General features: G+C 40.4%; 18 protein-coding genes. 11 read left to right on the forward strand and 7 right to left on the reverse strand.

The genetic code is table 11. The features are described from left to right. The first annotated feature begins 4 nt into the window (after positions 1 to 4). Together CSB87_RS12685 and CSB87_RS12690 are read left to right on the forward strand one after the other, a co-directional pair. The gene (locus CSB87_RS12685) at positions 5 to 319 is read left to right on the forward strand and encodes a proton-translocating transhydrogenase family protein (RefSeq protein ID WP_000230434.1); all 315 of its coding nucleotides are present in this window, start codon (positions 5 to 7) and stop codon (positions 317 to 319) included. Between the two features lie 12 nt (positions 320 to 331). Continuing rightward, the gene (locus CSB87_RS12690; RefSeq protein ID WP_000394402.1) at positions 332 to 1,786 is read left to right on the forward strand and encodes an NAD(P)(+) transhydrogenase (Re/Si-specific) subunit beta; all 1,455 of its coding nucleotides are present in this window, start codon (positions 332 to 334) and stop codon (positions 1,784 to 1,786) included. A gap of 51 nt (positions 1,787 to 1,837) precedes the next feature. Here the strand turns inward: CSB87_RS12690 and CSB87_RS12695 are convergent, their stop codons facing one another. The 6 genes from CSB87_RS12695 to CSB87_RS12720 form a co-directional block, all read right to left on the reverse strand. Continuing rightward, complete coding sequence (locus CSB87_RS12695; RefSeq protein ID WP_004883181.1) at positions 1,838 to 2,659, reverse strand: SDR family NAD(P)-dependent oxidoreductase; 822 nt, start codon at positions 2,657 to 2,659, stop codon at positions 1,838 to 1,840. A gap of 236 nt (positions 2,660 to 2,895) precedes the next feature. Continuing rightward, positions 2,896 to 3,297 carry a ribosome silencing factor gene (gene rsfS / locus CSB87_RS12700; RefSeq protein WP_004883179.1) on the reverse strand — a complete coding sequence of 134 codons (402 nt, stop codon included), beginning with the start codon at positions 3,295 to 3,297 and terminating at the stop codon, positions 2,896 to 2,898. Between the two features lie 81 nt (positions 3,298 to 3,378). Further along, positions 3,379 to 4,173 carry a hydroxypyruvate isomerase family protein gene (locus CSB87_RS12705; protein ID WP_004883177.1) on the reverse strand — a complete coding sequence of 265 codons (795 nt, stop codon included), beginning with the start codon at positions 4,171 to 4,173 and terminating at the stop codon, positions 3,379 to 3,381. 16 nt (positions 4,174 to 4,189) lie between these two features. Then, positions 4,190 to 5,056 (reverse strand): NAD(P)-dependent oxidoreductase, encoded by an 867-nt coding sequence (locus tag CSB87_RS12710; RefSeq protein ID WP_004883176.1) that lies wholly within the window; start codon positions 5,054 to 5,056, stop codon positions 4,190 to 4,192. An 11-nt stretch (positions 5,057 to 5,067) separates the two neighbouring features. Beyond that, positions 5,068 to 5,856: a crotonase/enoyl-CoA hydratase family protein gene (locus CSB87_RS12715; protein WP_004883172.1), complete on the reverse strand. Its 789-nt coding sequence runs from the start codon at positions 5,854 to 5,856 to the stop codon at positions 5,068 to 5,070. A gap of 97 nt (positions 5,857 to 5,953) precedes the next feature. Continuing rightward, positions 5,954 to 8,761: an ATP-binding protein gene (locus CSB87_RS12720; RefSeq protein ID WP_004883171.1), complete on the reverse strand. Its 2,808-nt coding sequence runs from the start codon at positions 8,759 to 8,761 to the stop codon at positions 5,954 to 5,956. A gap of 172 nt (positions 8,762 to 8,933) precedes the next feature. Here CSB87_RS12720 and cysM point away from each other — a divergent pair, with 172 nt between their 5' ends. The 4 genes from cysM to CSB87_RS12740 are packed head-to-tail and all read left to right on the forward strand — an operon-like array spanning position 8,934 to position 14,436. Continuing rightward, complete coding sequence (gene cysM / locus CSB87_RS12725) at positions 8,934 to 9,857, forward strand: cysteine synthase CysM (RefSeq protein WP_004883169.1); 924 nt, start codon at positions 8,934 to 8,936, stop codon at positions 9,855 to 9,857. Positions 9,858 to 9,879: 22 nt separating this feature from the next. Beyond that, positions 9,880 to 10,698: a 3'-5' exonuclease gene (locus tag CSB87_RS12730; RefSeq protein WP_004883168.1), complete on the forward strand. Its 819-nt coding sequence runs from the start codon at positions 9,880 to 9,882 to the stop codon at positions 10,696 to 10,698. Positions 10,699 to 10,707: 9 nt separating this feature from the next. After that, positions 10,708 to 12,099: a 23S rRNA (uracil(1939)-C(5))-methyltransferase RlmD gene (gene rlmD, locus CSB87_RS12735; protein WP_002059581.1), complete on the forward strand. Its 1,392-nt coding sequence runs from the start codon at positions 10,708 to 10,710 to the stop codon at positions 12,097 to 12,099. 30 nt (positions 12,100 to 12,129) lie between these two features. Further along, positions 12,130 to 14,436, forward strand: coding sequence for a RelA/SpoT family protein (locus tag CSB87_RS12740; RefSeq protein WP_002125975.1), 2,307 nt, complete (start codon positions 12,130 to 12,132; stop codon positions 14,434 to 14,436). A 43-nt stretch (positions 14,437 to 14,479) separates the two neighbouring features. On the opposite strand, the gene CSB87_RS12745 is transcribed toward CSB87_RS12740, so the two are convergent. After that, positions 14,480 to 15,253, reverse strand: coding sequence for an SDR family oxidoreductase (locus tag CSB87_RS12745; protein WP_000682841.1), 774 nt, complete (start codon positions 15,251 to 15,253; stop codon positions 14,480 to 14,482). Between the two features lie 111 nt (positions 15,254 to 15,364). Between CSB87_RS12745 and mazG the strand changes: the two genes are divergently transcribed. The 5 genes from mazG to panB all read left to right on the forward strand — a co-directional run bounded on the left by mazG (position 15,365) and on the right by panB (position 19,472). After that, the gene (gene mazG / locus CSB87_RS12750) at positions 15,365 to 16,171 is read left to right on the forward strand and encodes a nucleoside triphosphate pyrophosphohydrolase (RefSeq protein WP_000359488.1); all 807 of its coding nucleotides are present in this window, start codon (positions 15,365 to 15,367) and stop codon (positions 16,169 to 16,171) included. Beyond that, positions 16,140 to 16,550, forward strand: a complete 411-nt coding sequence (locus CSB87_RS12755) for a ComEA family DNA-binding protein (protein WP_004883163.1) — start codon at positions 16,140 to 16,142, stop codon at positions 16,548 to 16,550. Before mazG ends, CSB87_RS12755 begins: the two co-directional genes overlap by 32 nt. Positions 16,551 to 16,674: 124 nt before the next feature. After that, entirely contained in the window at positions 16,675 to 18,138 is a 1,464-nt protein-coding gene (pcnB, locus tag CSB87_RS12760) for a polynucleotide adenylyltransferase PcnB (protein ID WP_004883161.1), read from the forward strand. Beyond that, the gene (gene folK, locus CSB87_RS12765; RefSeq protein ID WP_004883158.1) at positions 18,135 to 18,617 is read left to right on the forward strand and encodes a 2-amino-4-hydroxy-6-hydroxymethyldihydropteridine diphosphokinase; all 483 of its coding nucleotides are present in this window, start codon (positions 18,135 to 18,137) and stop codon (positions 18,615 to 18,617) included. Before pcnB ends, folK begins: the two co-directional genes overlap by 4 nt. Before the next feature lie 45 nt (positions 18,618 to 18,662). Next, entirely contained in the window at positions 18,663 to 19,472 is an 810-nt protein-coding gene (panB, locus tag CSB87_RS12770; protein WP_000624763.1) for a 3-methyl-2-oxobutanoate hydroxymethyltransferase, read from the forward strand. Positions 19,473 to 19,474 lie beyond the last annotated feature (2 nt).

The raw sequence follows: 19,474 nt of genomic DNA on the forward strand, positions 1-19,474 counted from the left end.
TCTCATGGTTGAAACTATTACAATTTTCGTCCTTGCCATCTTCGTAGGTTATTACGTAGTTTGGGGTGTTACACCAGCTTTACATACGCCACTTATGGCGGTAACTAACGCATTGTCATCAATTATTGTCGTTGGTGCGATGTTGCAAACAGTCGGGCTGCCTGTACTTGGTGTAGATGCAAATGTTGCATTTCAAAGTGTGAATGTTGTAAGCGTACTTGGTGCGATTGCGGTATTTTTGGCAAGCATTAATATTTTCGGCGGCTTCGCAGTAACTGCACGCATGTTGGAAATGTTCAAGCCTAAGCAAAAGAAATAAGAGGGCTTTGACATGGAATTTATTCAAGCAAATGCAAACTGGTTGTACCTTGTAGGCGCAATTCTCTTTATCTTGACGCTTCGCGGCCTATCTGGTCCTAAAACAGCAATTCAAGGTAACCGTTACGGTATGATCGCAATGGCGATTGCAGTTGTAACAACCTTCTTTGTTGCCAACAACCCAGTGATCTGGATGATTGGCGGTGCAATGGTGCTTGGCGCGATTGTGGGTATTGCACGTGCACGTACTGTACCAATGACTCAAATGCCTGAAACTGTTGCACTTATGCACTCATTGGTAGGTTTGGCTGCAGTTTTAATTGCAGTTGCTGCAATTTTGCATAACAACCAGCTTACAGCATTGTTTGCTCAAAACGAGGCGGCATTAACAGCTGCTGGCGTACAACATGCGCACATGAGCAAAGTTCATTTATTTGAATTGTTTGTGGGCTGTTTCGTTGGTGCGATTACCTTTACAGCATCTGTGTTTGCTTACGGTAAATTGGCTGCGAAAAAATGGGCTAAAACAATCTCTGGCGCATGGGTTAAACCTGTTCAAGCGCTTATCTTTGTTGCGATGTTGGCTTGTGGTTTCTACTTCTTTACAACTGGCAATATGACTGCTTTCTGGGCAATGACAGCACTTGCACTTGCATTTGGCTGGGTATGGATTGCACCGGTAGGTGGTGGTGATATGCCTGTGGTGGTATCGCTTCTTAACTCGTTCTCTGGTTGGGCAGCGGCAGGTATTGGTTTTACCCTTGAAAATAACATGTTGATTGTTGCGGGTTCGCTTGTAGGTTCATCTGGTGCGATTCTGTCATACATCATGTGTAAAGCAATGAACCGTTCAATCATCAACGTATTGTTTGGTGGTGCAATGGGTGGTGCGGCAGTTTCTACAGCGGCCAAAGGTGAACAAGTTCAACGTAACTACCGTTCAGGTTCTGCTGATGATGCTGGCTTCTTGATGTCAAATGCAGACAGTGTTGTGATTGTACCGGGTTATGGTATGGCGCAAGGTCGTGCACAAAATGCTGTGAAAGAGCTGTGTGAAATTCTAAAAGAGCAAGGTGTTCGTGTTCGTTTCGCAATTCACCCGGTTGCAGGTCGTATGCCTGGTCATATGAACGTATTACTTGCTGAGGCAGACGTAGCATATGAAGATATCTTGGAAATGGATGAGATTAACTCTGACTTCCCGGCAACTGATGTGGTACTTGTTATTGGGGCAAACGACGTTGTGAACCCTGCTGCAAAAGATGACCCAGGTTCACCAATTTATGGTATGCCGATTCTTGAAGCACATAAAGCACGTACAATCATGGTGATTAAGCGCTCTATGGCAACAGGTTATGCAGGTCTTGATAATGACTTGTTCTATAACGAAAAAACTATGATGATCTTTGGTGATGCTAAGAAAGTTGTTGAAGATATGACTAAAGCAATTAATGGTACAGGCCACTAAGTTGCTTTGATACAAAAAACCACCTTCGGGTGGTTTTTTGCTTTTTGGGATTTAAAGAAAATTTTCTACTAAGTCCATTGATTGTTGGTAGAGGTCGCGTGCCAGTTGCTGGTTTTTTGCATATGAAGATTTCCAGTCAGGCATATGCGCGCTGACATATTCGCCATTGCGATTTTGCCATGAGTCTCCAATCGCCATTTCTGTAATGAGCTTTGCGGGAACTGACGTTGGAACTAAACCTACTTTCATGGCTGCATAAACTGGTTTTGGTAAATCACGATAAATATCGGAGGCAACACCACCGGGGTGTAATGCATTATTGGTAATTGAGCTGTTTGCTAGTCGTTCAGCTAGTGCATTGCTCAAGAGCAAGTTTGCAAGCTTGGATTGTCCATAATAGAACAGGGGATTGTAAAAACCTTCTGCGCGAAATTTATTAGGTTTAATTGAGCCAACCCAATGGGCAATAGATGCAAGGTGAATAATCCGTGCTTTAGGTGACTGTTTTAAAGCCGGAAGTAACTTTTGAGTAAGTAAGAAATGACCTAAATAATTAACGCCAAATTGTTGTTCAAACCCATCTGCGGTGAGCTGTTTTGTTTTTGCAAATAGCCCGGCATTATTAATAAGCACATCAAGGCTGCCATATTTATCTGCAATTTCATCAGCAGCTTTTCTGGTTAACTCAAGACTGTTCAGATCAAGAGAAACGATATCAACTTGTCCTTGGTTGAGTGAGCGTAGTTTGTTTTTTGCCTCTTGTGCTTTTTGAGGATTTCGGCATGCCAAAATCACATGTTGTCCTTGTTGTACAAGTTGTTCTGCTGTGGCAAAACCAATACCTGTGTTGGCGCCTGTAATGAGTATCTTCACTTTTTAGTGCTCCGGTTATGCTATTTATTGATGAGACTATAAGAATTGTTATAGTGCTGGAATTCTGACAATTTGTCATGTCAAATTTAAGTAAGATTGATGACTAGCTCGTAAGTGCTGTTGAAGCTTTGATGAGGATATCTGAGGCTATAAAAGATAGTTTTTTTAAATAAAATTTTGATTAGTTATATAAACAAAAAGCGGCTCAAAAGAGCCGCTTTTTTAAAAGCAAAATTTTATGCGACTGACTCTGGGGCAGTACGCCATAAGCTTTCTAAATCATAGAATTTGCGGGCAGTTGGTAGCATCACGTGTACTACAACAAAACCAAGATCAATTAAGATCCATTCGGCATCTCGTTCGCCTTCAACGCCAATCGGGCGGAAACCAGCTTTTCGAGCTTCTTCTGCAACATTGTCAGCAAGTGCTTTGACGTGACGAGTAGATGTACCACTCGCAATGACAATAGCATCCGCAACGTTGCTAATAGAACTAACATCTAACTGTAGAATATCTTTTGCTTTTACATCAACTAAAGCGTCATGGACGACTTCGAGACAAGCTTGTACGTCTTTATTTGAGGTGTTCATTGCGAAATCGTGAGAATTAGACACGCTGGGCGATGGTTCTAAATTCATATAGGGTATATTTTCCTGACAATTACTCACTATCTAATATAGTGGTTTTCACTCAGAATTTCAAACAAAACTAGTAACAGTTTATATATTTACATCATCCGAAAAGTATTTCTTTTTCCATGTAAATGACTGATTTGACCCGTTTTTAGGTTTATATTCTGCTGCAATGTAACCGTCATACGTGCTTTGTTTAATCCATGAAAAAATTTGCTCATAAGGGATTTGAGCCGTATCGGGTTCATGGCGTCCAGGACAGTCTGCAAACTGAATATGGCCAATCTGGTGAATATTTTCTTGTAACCCTTCAAGTACATCTTCACCCATCATCGCCATGTGGTAACAGTCATATTGTATTTTTAAAGCAGGGTGGTTGACTGCTTCAAGCATCTCTTGGGCTTGGGCAATGTTCTGTACTAAAAAGCGTGGCATATCTGTGCCATTAATCATTTCAAATACAGGTTCTATGTCGTGTTCTGTAAGTAAATCACAAGCTAGCTTTAAGTTGCTTGCAAGTGTTTTAAGGCAAGGAAGTAAGTCAGAATCTTGAGGTTGCTTACCTGCCAAAATATTAACACGAGGCACTTTTAAGGCAGTGGCATAGCGAATAGCTAACTCTAGTGCTTCACGGAATGCTGCTTCTTGGCCAGGTATGCCTGCTAAACCATTTCCACCTTGCATAAGATCGCCAGCAGGAACATTAATTAAACATAAACTTAGGTTGTAACGTTCAAGTTGGTCTTGAATATCGGCAATAGAAAGTTCGTATGGGAATTGGATTTCTACATGTTCAAAGCCCTCTGCATGGGCTAATGCAAAGCGATCAATTAAAGAAACTTCGGTAAAAATCATGGATAAGTTAACGGCAAGACGACCCATACAAAAACTCCGTTTATTATTGCTCTACTAGTTGAATGATAGTAGCTAAATCTTTCTCAGCAAAGCCATTTTTTTGGTGAGTTTGTAGCTGTAATAGAGCTTTTTGTGCAACAGGTATGTCTAAATTAACATTGTTAGCCAATGTTACCGCGTTGTTAAGATCTTTGGATAATGTTTGAACTTTCCACTGAATAGGCTCGAAAGTATGAGTCGCCATGCGTGGTGCAAGTATTTGAAAAGGCTTTGAGTCAGCAAATCCACCTGCTAGGGCGGGAGCCAGTAATGTCGTGTCTACACCTGCGTGGTCTGCTAGTGCTACAGCTTCGGCAATAAGAGCACTATTTGCTGCCACAATCAGCTGATTGCAAATTTTAGTGGCTTGGCCTGTACCTGTATCGCCCATACGTGTTACACGTTGAGAAAGTACATTGTAAACAGGACTCAAAGCTTCAATAGTTTGAGCATCTCCACCTGCAAAAATGACTAGCGTGCCTTGTTCTGCCCCGGCTGTACCGCCTGAAACAGGAGAGTCAATCCATGTCACATGTTGTAACGCGGCAGCCTGAGCAAGTGCTTTTGTTGCAGCAACAGACAGGCTTGAGAAATCGACAATAACTTGATTTGCTTTTAAATGAGGCTGGATTTGCTCAAATACAGCTTGCACAGCTTTATCGTCAGCTAGGCAAGTTAAAACTATAGGGTATTGTCCGATGTTTGAAAGATCGAGAGCATGTGCGCCAATATCGATAAGTTCTTCACAAGCAGATGCAGTTCTGTTCCAGACAGCAACTTGAAAACCAGCTTGAATAAGGCGACTAGCCATACGGCTTCCCATAAGTCCTATACCTAAAAAAGCTATAGGAGTATTACGATCAAGATTCATAATCAAAGCTCTTATCTATATTGGCGTGGTAAAAATTTAACTTCTGGATGTTTGTCTTTTTTACGAGCAAGTTTGCTATTTTTACCAAGTAATAATTTTAGTTGCCAGATTTTTTCTAGACGCAATGATTTTTCTGGCTGGTGCTCCATTGCATCTAATACACGTTTTGCAGCAGTCAATGCATCAGGTGAGCGTTGTAGCATTTCTGAGGCAATTGCATTCGCTTTTTCTAAAGGGTTCTCGCTTAGGTGAGTTACAAGGCCAATATCTTTTGCATAGTTTCCTTCAAACACACGAGCAGTTAAGGTGAGTTCTTTGGCGAGGTCAACACCTATCAAACCTTTGAGTGAGCGGGTAAGTCCCATGTCGGGTACTAATCCCCAGCGACTTTCCATAATCGACATTTTTGTCTCTGGGTGGGCAATACGAATATCGGCAGCCAGCGCAAGTTGCATCCCCGCACCAAAGCAATAACCTTCAAGTGCTGCAATCACAGGTACAGGTAAGTTCTGCCAAATCAGAAAGGCTTTTTGGAAAAGGCTTTGTCCCGGCTTTACAAGTTCCCAAATCGCAAATGCGGAGTTTTTAGGGTTGTTAAGGTCAGATAAATCAATACCAGCACTAAATACTTGTGCTTCACCAGTCAAAATTACACAGCGGATATTTCGGTCTTTTTGTATGGCTTTAGCCGTTGAAACGAGTTCTTTGAGGAGGGCAAAACTCATGGCATTACGTTTATCAGGACGGTTTAGATAAACTGTTGCAATACCATTATTTTTTTCAATACGTAAAAGTGCCATGAAATTCCCGCTTATTTTTTTATCGATAAACGGAGCATAACATGGCTTGAAATTGGAAACATGACAGGTCAGTCATGCCTTTTTTACAGGTTCTTGTTTAGTCCGGTATAACTAAGATTTGATGAGCCGCACTTTCAACTTCTTTAATGACAAGACCTAATTCATCGAAACGTCTCATGACTTCTTCAATGAAGCCATCGTCAGCTCTGCGACGCTCTTTACGTAATGTTGAAACGAATTGCTCGAAGTCACCAGTAACTTGTTGAAGCTTTGGTGTGCCTACATAGCGAGTTGCACCATAGAGGCGGTGCAACACATGTTCGAGTTGAGGAAAGTCTTCAAGCTCAATGAGTTGCTGCATTTCATCTAGCTCGGTTGGGAAACTGTCTACCAACATTTTCAATAAGTCTTGGGCAAGATCTTCTTTATTTGCAGCCAATTGTAGGCTTTGTTGCCAGTTTAATATTTCTGGGTCGAGTGCCTCGGCAACAACATGGTGATCTTTATCTAAAGCTTGTGCAGTGAAATTGTTTTTAGTCCATTGCGTTAAAATCTGAATGATTTGCTCCATTTGAATTGGTTTGGTGACATAGTCATTCATACCAACTTTCAGAAGCTTTTGTTTTTCATCAGCAAGGGCATGGGCTGTTAACGCAATAATTGGAAGCTGCATTTCTCCATCTAGCGTTGACTCGAGTGAACGGATCGCGCGAGTAGTATCAATGCCTGACATAACTGGCATTTGAATATCCATAAATACCAAATCAAACGGTTTGAGTTTTTGGTCAATGCGTTCTTGGATGATATTCAGCGCTTCTTGTCCACTTAAAGCCTTAGTAGTTTTGACATTTAACTCACCTAATAGTGCTTCTAAAACAATTAAGTTCGGTAAATGGTCATCGACCGCTAAAATATGTAAACCCTGACCATTAAAGTCTTGTTGTTCCTCTTCAAAAATAGGTTGGTCACTTAATAATTGAATGAGTCCGCTACGGCTTAATGGTTGATAAAGTGGGCGAGCACGATATTCAGTGAGCATGTTTGGCTCAAGGGTCATTTGATAGCCGTAAACTGCTAAATTGCCCTGATAGCGGCTACGAATTTCTTTAAGCAGAGCTTCTGTATCGCCACTATGATCAACAATAAGCCATGTATTGTCTTTCTGATCGAGGTGTTTTAGGCGGCTGAACAAGTCTAAAATTGATTGAGTTTCGATGTGTGGAACTTGGTAATTTTCAAGATAGTATCGTAAAACACTTGCTGTTGCAGGATGTGCTAAATAAGACACCACTTGTAAGTGTTCGAAGTGAGGGTGTTCTATCTCATGTTCTTCATCTACAGCAAACTGTGCCGTAAACCAGAATGTTGAGCCTTTTTCTGTTGGTGCACGTTCTTGGTTATCTTCAAAACCAATTTGACCATGCATGAGATGAACCAGTTGTTTGGAAATTGCAAGACCTAAGCCTGTACCACCAAATTGACGGGTAACAGATGCATCACCTTGTGAAAACGACTCAAATAACTTTTTACGGTCAGTACCGCTTAAACCAATACCGCTATCTTGAACGCTAAAGTGCAGTAAACATTGACCAATGTCATCATGCTCCATACGAACACGAACAATAATTTCGCCGTCTGGCGTGAACTTGATTGCATTTGAAATTAGGTTGGTCAAGATTTGCTTAAAGCGTAAAGCATCTCCAATGACTTCTTGAGGAATGTTGTCTGCATAATAAAATGCCATGGCAATATGCTTTTGCGCAGCCAATGGAGACAGCATATCCATCACATCGAAAATTGCTTCTTCTAAATCAAACGGTGCTGTCTCAAGCTCTAATTTACCTGCATCAATTTTTGAGAAATCTAATACATCGTTAATTAATGCTAATAGATGGGCAGAAGATTTTCGAATAGTCTGTAAATAGAGATTTTGCTCATTACTTAGATTTTGTTGGCGAAGTAGTAAATGAATAAAGCCATCAATACTGTTAAGTGGGGTACGAAGCTCATGACTGATATTGGCAAGGAAAACTGATTTTGCCTGATTTGATGAAATCGCCTGGTCACGTGCTTGACGGTAAGTAATGTTTTGAACTTCGAGGGTATCTAATGTTCTACGTAAATCTTCTTCGGTTTGTTCGGTGTGTTCTTTAAGCTCTAAAAAACTAAAATGTAATCTTTTCACCACACTTGCGATATCACGTTGGAGTAAGCGTAATTCACCCGTACTGTTAATGACAATATGCTGATCTAATGTGTCTGCATTGAGTCGCTGTAGTTGCATCCGAATTTCGTACATTGGTGCAACCCAGCGACGAGAGAAGAAATTTAGACAGAGCAAAAGTAAGAGCAGCGTCATTAAACTCGTAATAACTAAAGCGATCAGAATACGATAACGTGCTAATTCTAGTGGTTGATTATCCATTTCAATCACTAGCCAGACCGGGGTTTTACCTGTGATATTGCTGATGCGAACTCCATAAATATTGTTATTGTTATAAGAGATCGGGCCAAAAAAACTATTGTTTTGCGTAAAGTTAGGCCAATAACGATTATCTCGATAGCCTACACTTAAGTAAGTCTGACCATTACTGTCAATTAAAGCAGCACGCTTGAGATTTTTTTCACTGAACATGCTTTGCATAATATGTTGAGCATGGTCATATTCATCGGGTTTGAGTTCTACTAATGTATAGAGATCTTTAGCGATTTGATTATAACGCGCCAAAATAGCTGAGGCATGATGCAGTTGCTGTTGTTTTGCAGAGTAAGATGTTTCAGTTAAAACCAGAAAAGCACCAACACCAGTTAAAATCATCATGGGCACAAAAATAAGAGCAATCAGTTGCCCATATGCATGATTCAGACGTAAGCGTTTCGATAAGGTTTTATTGAAATTAGACATGGCTACATCGGATTGATCTCTCTGTAGGGCATATTATCACGCTTTATTTTAAAACAGACGGCATTTTATAACTGACTGGGCTTTAATCACTTTAATTAAAAAGCATAGTGAAATGGGTGCAGTACCGATCATTTTTTCATACAATAGTGCCACCCCGATTTAGGTGTTGATCATGAGTAATACACAACCTGATTTTTTAGCCGACGAATTTTTGTTAGATCACTATGTAGGTAAAACACCTCTAGTCCGTTTGCAGCGCTTGGCTTGTCACACGCAGGCAACGGTTTTAGCAAAATTGGAAGGTAATAATCCGGCAGGTTCTGTAAAAGATCGCCCTGCATATAACATGATTATGCAGGCAGAAAAGCGTGGTCAAATTAAACCGGGCGATACGTTAATTGAAGCAACTAGCGGTAATACAGGTATTGCTTTGGCTATGGTTGCGGCAATGCGCGGCTATAAAATGAAACTTATCATGCCAAATAACATGAGCCAAGAGCGCAAAGATGCGATGTTAGCTTATGGCGCAGAGCTGATAGAAGTGACTCCACAGCAAGGTATGGAAGGCGCACGTGATTTAGCTTTGCAAATGGAAAAAGACGGCAAAGGTCATGTTTTAAACCAGTTTGGTAATCCTGATAATGTTGAAGCTCATTACCTGACGACAGGTCCTGAAATCTGGAAGCAAACGGGTGGTAAAATTACTCACTTTGTAAGCTCAATGGGTACAACCGGTACCATTATGGGTGTTTCTAAATATTTAAAAGAACAAAATCCAGACATTCAGATTGTGGGCTTACAACCAGCAGACGGTTCAAGTATTGCCGGTATTCGCCGTTGGCCAAAAGAATATTTACCAACAATTTTTGATAGCAGTCGTGTAGACCGAATTATTGATATTCCTCAAATTGAGGCGGAAAAAACCATGCGTAAATTGGCTCGTATGGAAGGTATCAGTGCAGGTACATCTTCAGGTGGTGCAGTTTGGGCATCAATTAAGATTGCAGAAGAAAATCCGGATGCTGTGATTGTTTGCATTATCTGTGACCGTGGTGATCGCTACTTGTCTACAGGCCTGTTCTCAGTACAGGACTGATGACTCATAATTGAGAGAAAAAATGCGTTTTCCTACTTTAGTTTTTGATATTGAAACTTTAACTGATTTAAAAGCGGGAGCGCATTTATATCATCTTGATTTGCCAGAGGCAGATGTTGAACAGGCACTCACAAAAATCCGTCGCCAAGAATCCGGCATGGATTTTCAGCGTTTACCTTTACATGAAATCGTTTGTATTTCTGGTTTGTGGATTGATGAATCAGGTTTCAGATTATTTTCTTTTAGTCGGGAACACTATTCGGAAGCTGAAATTTTACAGAAGTTTCTATCCATTTTTGATAAGCGTCATCCAACTTTAGTGAGTTGGAATGGCTCGCAATTTGATTTGCCCGTCATTTTGTTCCGTGCCATGTATCATGGTCTTTCGGCACCCGGGTTATTTGATCAAGGCGAGCTTGATAGTCAGAAGCGTTTTAATAATTACCAAAACCGTTATCACCACCGTCATATTGATTTAATGGATGTTATGGCAATGTTTAATGGCCGTAATTTCCAGAAACTCGATGATGTAGCCTGTATTTTAGGTTTACCAGGTAAACGTGGTGAGTCGGGTTATCACGTGCCTGAATATGTACGTACAGAACAATGGTTAAAGTTAACCAGTTATTGTGAAGGTGATGTGCTCAATACATGGTTTATTTATTTGCGTTGGCTATTGCTCAAAGGCCAAATGAATGTAGATGAGCATAACCACTGGATTAGTTCGAGTATTGAGTATTTACAGACTATGCCTCAGCAACCCGATTTTCTTGAGGTGTGGCAACGTACATCGAAGCATACCGAGTTTACGTCCCACTATTTTAACCCTTTAAATTTTTAGGTTCATTCTTTGAAACAGCAAGCCAAATCTCGTAAACCTCAACAACCCGAATATATTTTTCGGGTTGAAACTCTTTCTCATGAGGGGCGGGGAATTGCGCATTATGGTTCTCATCCAGACCATCCGGCAGATAAGCATGGTAAAAAAGTGTTTATTCGTTATGCGTTGCCTGGAGAAACAGTAAAAGCCCAAATTACGCATGAGGCTAAGCGGCTTGAAGAAGCTGAAATGGTAGCGCTTTTAGCAGAGCCTTCAGCAAATCGTGTAGAGGCAGTTTGTCCTCATTATGGTATTTGCGGGGGGTGTAGCATGCAGCATATTCACCCCGATGAGCAGATCCGTTTAAAGCAAAATGTCCTTCAGTCACACTTGCAACACTTTGCGGGTATTCAGCCTGAACAATGGTTAGAACCAATTCGTTCTTTGCAAAGTGATTATCGCCGTCGTGCTCGAATAGGGGTGCGCTATTTGCCAAAACAGGACCGTTTGATTCTAGGTTTCCGTGAGCATCATAGTAATCGTTTAACATCTATCCATACTTGTAGCGTTTTGGATAAAAAGTTATCAGATAGTCTGCCAGAATTGCGTAATTTACTCCAAAGTCTAAAAGGCAAAGCGCATATTGGTCATGTAGAATTAGCAAAAGGTGATCATGAAACATCTTTATTAGTTCGTCATATCGAAAAACTAAACAATGCTGATGTCAACCAATTAAGACAATTTGCGTTACACAAAGGCTGGCAGTTGTATTTGCAACCTAAAGGACCCGAAAGTCTTCGTCGTATTGATGAAGAACAAGGAGCTATGCGATTACATTATGCTTTAAATGCATTTGATGTAAATTTTGCTTTTTCGCCATTGGATTTTACGCAGGTCAATGCCACAGTAAATGAACAAATGGTGCAATTGGCATGTGAATTGCTTCAATTGCAACAGGGTGAAAGAGTACTAGATCTGTTTTGTGGGTTAGGTAATTTTTCGCTTCCACTTGCACGATGTGTTGGTGCAAAGGGTCAGGTTGTAGGTGTGGAAGCAAGTGAAGAAATGGTGCAGCGGGCAACAGATAATGCAAAGCGTAATAATCTGGTGCAAGTAAGCTTCTTTTCACAAGATTTAACAAAAGATTTTTCGCATCATTCTTGGGCAAATCAAGGATTTGATGCATTATTGATTGATCCTCCTCGTGCTGGTGCATATGAAATTATGCAGTATGTACCGAACTTTGGAGCAAAAAGAATCGTTTATGTATCATGTAATCCAGCAACATTAGCAAGGGATGCAGGTGTTTTGGTTCAACATGGTTACCAGTTAAAAAAAGCAGCGGTTATGGACATGTTTACGCACACAGAACATGTTGAATCGATTGCTTTATTTGAGAAAATTCAAGAGATAAACGATTAAAAACATGAGTTACATATCCAGGAGAATGGTATGGTCACAGTACGTGAACAGTTACCTGAACAACTAACTGAGTTGTCAGAGGAAACGACTGTAGAGCATGCCGCCGAAACACAAGTCGGTTTAGCCTCATGGTTGGATCGGGTTCGTGAAATATTAGATGGGGCAGAGCTTAAACAACTCGAAGAGGTTGCGCATTTAACCCTACAAAAAGAGTTAGATTCAACGGTTAATCATCGTTCCAATACATTTGCTACTGGTGTTGGAATGGCTGATATTCTGGCGCATTTACATGTAGATGAAGATACTTTATCTGCTGCAATGCTTTATCGTAGTGTTCGTGAGGACATTACTGATATAGAAGAAGTAAAGCGAAAGTTTGGTGAGCAAGTTTATAACCTTGTCAAAGGTACTTTGGCAATGGGTAAGCTTTCAGAGCTTATTGAAAAAAATAAACGACTAGAAGACCATTTTAATAACAACCAACGGGAACATTTAAGCGGCATTTATAAAATGCTGATTTCAGTGACCGAAGATGTTCGTGTCGTTTTAATTAAGTTAGCTGAACGTACTTACTCTTTACGTGAGTTGGCAAACTCATCACGTGAACGTCAAGAGCGTGTGGCGCGTGAAATTTTAACTATTTATTCGCCATTAGCGCATCGCCTTGGTATTGCACAGCTGAAGTGGGAACTCGAAGATTTAGCCTTTCGTTATTTGGCGCCAGACCGTTATAAAGAGATTGCTTCATTACTCAATGAAAAACGTCTTGAGCGTGAACATTATATCCAGTTCGTGATAGACCGTTTAAAAAGTGAATTGGCGGCGCATGGTATTGAAGCTGAAATTACAGGTCGAGCAAAACACATTTATTCGATTTATCGAAAAATGAAAAGCAAAAACCTAAGTTTCGATCAGCTTTATGATATTCGTGCTTTACGTGTATTGGTGAATAGCGTACCTGAGTGTTATCACTCATTAGGTATTGTTCATCAGATTTGGCGTCATATCCCACATCAGTTCGATGACTATATTACTAACCCGAAAGCCAATGGTTATCGCTCATTACATACTGCTGTTATTGCTGAGAATAAATCTTTAGAGGTACAAATCCGTACTCATGAGATGCATGACGAAGCAGAGTTAGGGGTATGTTCGCACTTTAACTATAAAGAAGGTTCAAAGAATACCGACCACTCTTTTAACCACCGTTTGCATTCGCTTCGTGCTGTTTTGGAACATTACCAAGAACGTAATGAAACAACAGTACATCAAAATGAAGATGAGACGGAAGGTTTTGATCAGCTTCAAGACTTTGAAGGTTTTGAAAAGATTTATGTCTTTAGTCGTGATGGTGATATTAAAGAACTACCACGTGGCTCAACAGTTTTAGACTTTGCTTATCATGTGCATACAGAGGTAGGAAACAAGTGTTATGCAGCACGTGTTAACCAGCGCTATGTACCATTAACCTATACGCTAAAAACAGGTGAGCAGGTTGAGATTTTAACCAAGAAGGATCGTGAGCCTAACCGTGACTGGTTAGTGAACTCTTTAGGTTATATCAAGACAGCTCGTGCCCGTGACAAATTACGTCATTGGTTCAGACAGCAAGACCGTAGTAAGAACCTTGAAGTTGGCTGTGAGTTACTAAACAAAGAATTGTCTCGATTGGCGATTCACCCTAAGAGTATCGATCTCAACGATTACTCGTCACATTTTAATGTGAAAACAGGGGATGATATTTTGGTTAGTCTGGTCAGTGGCGATATTAGTTTGCATGCTCTGATTAATCAGATTAATCGTCAAATGCATCTGGATCAGGATGAACCTGAACTGGTACTTAAACCAACATTAAACCCACGTGCCAGCCACACCCTGTCTGCGCATGGCATCTTAATTGATGGTTTAGACAATGTTGAGCTACATATTGCGCAGTGTTGCCAACCAGTTCATGGTGAATCAATTGCTGGCTATATCACGTTGAATCGTGGGGTAAGTATTCATAAAGTCTTGTGTTCTGATTATCAACGCATGATCAAGCAAGAGCCAGAACGTGCTGTTGAAGCGGATTGGGAGATGCAGCCAACTCGTGGTCAAAGTGTTCAAATTGTAGTTGAAGCTTATGATCGTCGTGGCTTACTCAAAGACTTAACTCAAGTGATTTTTTCTGACCAGATTAATATCCGTCAGGTGAACACAATTTCTGAGGCAGATGGTATTGCTAATATGAAGTTGCTCATTGAGGTGAAAGGCTTGGCTCAGCTTTCACGTTTGTTAGCTCGTTTAGAGCAACAACCGGGGATTATTAGCGCACGACGCATGATTCAAGGTGTTTAACTAAATTGAGAAAAAGGCCGTCAATTGACGGCCTTTTTTTTAACTACTTTCTTGATAAATAAATATTAGTTAAACGATTTAAAAACTGGGGACTTATTGTTGAGAGTTGATAAAGCAGTTTGGTTTTTATACCAACTGGAGTGTGAGTCGGTGTCCAGAAATGAGCTTTTTTCTCTACAAGTGAAAGTACCTGTTGAGCAATATCATTAGGCGTTAAATCGACTCCCATGTTTTGAATAGAGCCTGCATCCATATTGTTGACCATTGCGGTTTGTACAAATAAAGGCATCACATCTAAAACACGAATACCGTATTTTTTCCATTCCACATCTAAACCTTCCGTAATTCCTCTCACTGCAAATTTACTCGCCGAATAAGAAATGAGGTCAGCTTGCCCGTAAATTGCAGAAGCCGAAGAGAGATTGATGACTCGTGCAAAAGAAGCTTGTTTTAAATAAGGGAGTGCAGCATGGCAACCATTGATTACGCCGTTTACATTAATATTGATTGTTCTTTGGTGTGACTTGATATCGATATTTTCAAAGGCTCCGGAATATAAAATCCCTGCGTTATTCACCAAAATATTAAGCTCGCCAGCCCAGTCGGTAAATTCTTTTAATATATGTTGCCACTGGCTGTAGTCACTGACATCTAGATACCCTGCGCATGCATTCGGCCCTAATTCCTGCGCTAAATTTTGAGCAAGCGATTCATTAATGTCATAAATGCCGACTTTATAACCCCGCTGATAAAATACCCGTGCAATTTCTGCTCCAATACCTTGAGCTGCGCCACTAATCAGAATGCTATGTTTCATCTTTTTTTCTCTTTATCGTTACAATATGACGAATGATTTGCCGCTTTAATTTTGATCATAGCAAATTAAGATTTTAAAGTTACTGACCAATTTTTTGAACTTGAGGGTTACATGGATAAATTGCTTAAAATTATGCAAGAGTTACGTGAAAAATGTCCGTGGGACCAAGAGCAAACTCCAATGTCACTGACTAAATATGCGATTGAAGAGGCATATGAAGTCGAGGCTGCCATTCGTCAAGGTGACATTAATGAAATTCGGAATGAATTGGGTGATCTGTTATTACAAGTGGTATTTCAATCGCAAATGTTTAGCGAGCAGGGGGCGTTCAATTTTCAAGATGTGGTTGAGGCAATTAGCGAAAAATTAGTACGACGTCATCCGCACGTTTTTCAAGCAGACCAATTTAACAACTTAACACCAGAACAAGTAAGTGAGTTATGGAAACAAATTAAACAACAAGAAAAGCAAGGCAAACCACAATCAAGATTAGATGAAATTAAACATGGACCAGCACTATCTCAAGCGCAGGAAATTCAAAAAAATGTCGCAAAAGTTGGGTTTGATTTTGAAACGGTAGAAGATGCTTATACAAAATTAGAAGAAGAATTAGATGAGTTTAAACAGGCACTTAAAAATCAAAATAGTGATGAAATTCAAGATGAATTTGGAGACTGCCTGTTTTCATTAGTCAATGTAGGACGTAAACTTGGCATTTCAAGTGAAAGTTCACTTTTATCAACCATACATAAATTTAGAAGTCGTTTTGCTTTTATTGAAGAGCAAGCCATAAAACAGCAAAGAACATTGGAAGACATGACCTTGTCCGAAATGGATGAATTGTGGAATCAGGCAAAACGACAATTAAAATCAGGGGAAAAACCACATGCAATACAGCATGAGATTTTGGAAAAATAAGTATTTTCTTTTAATAATGTTGTGCTTGGGGGTAATTTCACCTTCGGTTTACGCTCAATCTTTTGACAAAAACTTTCAAGAATGGAAGGCTAAACAGCAGATGTATGACCAAAAGTTAAACATCTCTAAGTCTTCTCATTCTAATGGTTCTAAAATTTCTCAAACTAAAAATTTTAATGACTCTACAGGGCAAATTCATTTGAATCAGGCGAATGTAAATGATTTTCAGCAGTTAAAAGGTATAGGTGAGAAAAAGGCTCAAGCGATTGTGGAATACAGGCAAAAGAACGGTAGCTTTAAAAATATTGACGAAATTAAAAACGTTAAAGGAATTGGACCAGCCATTTTTGAAAAAAATAAATCACGTTTAGCCTTATAAAAGTTCTATTCGTCAATTATCATTTCCTGCGCAATCTAAGAGAATCAAATTGCCCTTTGTGTGTGTTAGAGCTATGATTAGCGACAACTTGTTATTTACGTCCTGACGTAGGAGACAGCGTCTTTTGCAAACCTTGCGAGCGTCAAAATGTGGTTTGTCCACAGCCCAACTTCCTTCTTCGATTTTAGATGTGATCGATAGTCTGACTAAAGCAGGCTATGAAGCTTATATTGTTGGGGGTGGTGTCCGTGATTTAATGCTAGGACTTAATCCTAAAGATTTCGATGCAGTCACCAATGCAACACCTTCTCAAATTAAAGAAGTTTTTGGCCGTCGATGCCGAATTATTGGCCGTCGATTTGAATTGGCACATGTCTATTCAGGACGTGAGCTAATCGAAGTTGCCACTTTCCGTGCTCCTCCTAAAAAAGCGGTGACCAGTGCTTCGGGCATGATTTTACGTGACAACAACTGGGGAACCATCGAACAGGACTTTGTTCGACGCGATTTTTCTATCAATACTCTGTACTACCAGCCGCGTAAGGGTATTGTGCTCGATTTTTGTAAAGCAATTGATGATGTCAAGAATAAGACTTTGCGTTTATTGGGCGATCCTGTGCAACGTTTTGAAGAAGATCCGGTGCGTATGCTACGGACGTTACGTTTTGCAGCTAAGCTAAATTTTAAAATTGATCCGGCAATTCTCGATATTTTTGATGTTGAGATGACACAATTGCTTCGTGATGTTTCTCCGCACCGTTTATACGATGAGTCTCAGAAGCTTTTCACAATGGGTCATTTGGCACGTGTATTACCAATGCTAATTGAATTTGGCGTGTGGAAGCAGCTTTTTGCTGATATTCGTCCAGATCTCACCCCATTTATTCAACGCGCTGCAAAAAATACAGATCAACGCATTCAAATTGGCAAAACTATTAACCCTGCATTTTTCTATGCAGTTTTATTGTGGCAGCCATTTTTAGAGCGTTGTGACTTTTATTTATCAAAAGGCGTTGTTCCAGCCGAAGCACGTGCTCAAGCAGGTTTAGATGTTTTAAAACGTCAAGCGACACGTACAGTCATTCCTCGTTTTGCCGAAACTTTTATTCGTGAAGTTTGGGAAATGCAAACCCGATTGCTTAATCCAAAGCCACAGCAAATTGAAGCATTGGCAAGCCATGCGCGTTTCCGTGCAGGCTTTGACTTCTTATTACTTCGTGAAAAGTCAGGAGATGACACAACACAAGGAATGGGAAGCTGGTGGGATGCTTACCAAGAAATGTCAAACGATGAAAAAGAAGCTGCGATTAGCCAATATAATCGTCAAAAAGCTAAAAGTCGTCGTAAGGTTGCTGTTGAACCTATTGAAAACAATAGAGCTGATGCAGAAATTGAGCCTTTGGTGGATGTTCCAGAGCCTCGAAGCCGTCGTGGTAAGAAAGAACGTGCACGACAAGAGCAGTCTGTCGATCGTTTTATGGAAAAATCTTCCACATCACAAACCAATATGACGAGCGATCACCCAATTTTAAAGCGCAAGCGGGTACAACGTGATTTGAGCCAAGTTATTTTTGGGCCGACACAATGACAGTAACCACATATATTGGCTTAGGAAGTAACCTAGGTGACTCACGCCAGATTTTGTCTGAAGCGATAGCCAAGCTTAAAACTATTGGTGAAGTGAAGGTATCCAAACTGTACCAAAGCCCACCAATGGGTCCCCAAGATCAACCCAATTATCTAAATGCAGTAGCTCAGCTAAAAACTGAGTTACTTCCGCTTGACTTACTCAATCATTTACAGCGTTTTGAGCAAGAAGCTGGGCGAGTAAGACTCCGTCATTGGGGGGAGCGAACTTTGGACCTAGACCTGCTGATTTATGGTGATGAAAAAATACAAAATGAGCGCTTAACGGTGCCGCATGTAGGAATAATGCAACGAGATTTTGTTGTGATTCCTTTATTAGATTTAGACGCTGATTTACATATCAATGATCAGCCACTTAAGAATTTAGAACTCTTACAGCAGCCAACGCTGACTGTACTTGCTGATGAGTCTTGGGCTTAAAGTCTGACTTATTACGTTCTGCAAACTCCTGTAGAGGATACCATCATGATTAGTCTAAGTGACTTAAGAAAATTTAAAGCCGAAGGACGTAAGTTCTCTTGTCTAACTTGTTACGATGCAAGTATGGCAAAAGCAATGGAACTTGCTGAAATTGATACTATCTTAATTGGTGATTCTCTTGGAATGGCAATTCAAGGTCGTGATTCAACTTTACCTGTAACTGTTGAAGACATGGCTTATCATACAGCGGCAGTGCGCCGTGGTAACCAGCATGCTTTGATTATGACTGATTTACCATTTATGAGTTATGCCACTTTAAACGATGCTTTGCAGAATGCGAAAACAGTTATGCAAGCTGGTGCGCAGATGATCAAAATCGAAGGTGGCGCATGGCTAAGTGAAACTGTACAGGTGTTAACACGTAATGGTGTGCCTGTATGCGTACATTTAGGTTTAACCCCTCAGTCTGTACATGTTTTTGGTGGCTACAAACTACAAGCTAGAACCCGTGAAGCAGCGGATCAACTTATTGCTGACTGTACGGCGGTGGTTGAAGCGGGCGCGGCAGTTTTATTGCTCGAGTGCGTTCCGGCACAATTGGGTCAAGAAATTGCTGAATTATTCCCGAATACTCCTGTGATTGGTATTGGGGCAGGTAATGCAACTGACGGTCAGGTACTTGTAGTACAAGACATGTTAGGTTTAACTTTTGGGCGAGTTGCACGTTTTGTGCGTAACTTTATGAAAGAACAATCTGGTGAAACAGCGATTTTAGATGCTTTTAAAGCTTTTCATGCTGCTGTACAGGACCAGTCGTTCCCAGCCAAAGAACATACTTTCCAAGTTGAGCTGTAATT

The sequence above is a fragment of the Acinetobacter sp. AR_0276 genome, assembly GCF_003000705.1.
GTDB lineage: Bacteria > Pseudomonadota > Gammaproteobacteria > Pseudomonadales > Moraxellaceae > Acinetobacter > Acinetobacter nosocomialis.

Coding starts and splice junctions, on each gene's coding strand:
- CSB87_RS12740 (WP_002125975.1), top strand. CDS start 12,130: ATGGTCACAGTACGTGAACAGTTACCTGAACAACTAACTGAGTTGTCA.
- CSB87_RS12730 (WP_004883168.1), top strand. CDS start 9,880: ATGCGTTTTCCTACTTTAGTTTTTGATATTGAAACTTTAACTGATTTA.
- CSB87_RS12715 (WP_004883172.1), bottom strand. CDS start 5,856: ATGGCACTTTTACGTATTGAAAAAAATAATGGTATTGCAACAGTTTAT.
- cysM (WP_004883169.1), top strand. CDS start 8,934: ATGAGTAATACACAACCTGATTTTTTAGCCGACGAATTTTTGTTAGAT.
- folK (WP_004883158.1), top strand. CDS start 18,135: ATGACAGTAACCACATATATTGGCTTAGGAAGTAACCTAGGTGACTCA.
- CSB87_RS12710 (WP_004883176.1), bottom strand. CDS start 5,056: ATGAATCTTGATCGTAATACTCCTATAGCTTTTTTAGGTATAGGACTT.
- CSB87_RS12755 (WP_004883163.1), top strand. CDS start 16,140: ATGCAATACAGCATGAGATTTTGGAAAAATAAGTATTTTCTTTTAATA.
- CSB87_RS12745 (WP_000682841.1), bottom strand. CDS start 15,253: ATGAAACATAGCATTCTGATTAGTGGCGCAGCTCAAGGTATTGGAGCA.
- CSB87_RS12690 (WP_000394402.1), top strand. CDS start 332: ATGGAATTTATTCAAGCAAATGCAAACTGGTTGTACCTTGTAGGCGCA.
- panB (WP_000624763.1), top strand. CDS start 18,663: ATGATTAGTCTAAGTGACTTAAGAAAATTTAAAGCCGAAGGACGTAAG.
- mazG (WP_000359488.1), top strand. CDS start 15,365: ATGGATAAATTGCTTAAAATTATGCAAGAGTTACGTGAAAAATGTCCG.
- CSB87_RS12720 (WP_004883171.1), bottom strand. CDS start 8,761: ATGTCTAATTTCAATAAAACCTTATCGAAACGCTTACGTCTGAATCAT.
- CSB87_RS12685 (WP_000230434.1), top strand. CDS start 5: ATGGTTGAAACTATTACAATTTTCGTCCTTGCCATCTTCGTAGGTTAT.
- rsfS (WP_004883179.1), bottom strand. CDS start 3,297: ATGAATTTAGAACCATCGCCCAGCGTGTCTAATTCTCACGATTTCGCA.
- CSB87_RS12705 (WP_004883177.1), bottom strand. CDS start 4,173: ATGGGTCGTCTTGCCGTTAACTTATCCATGATTTTTACCGAAGTTTCT.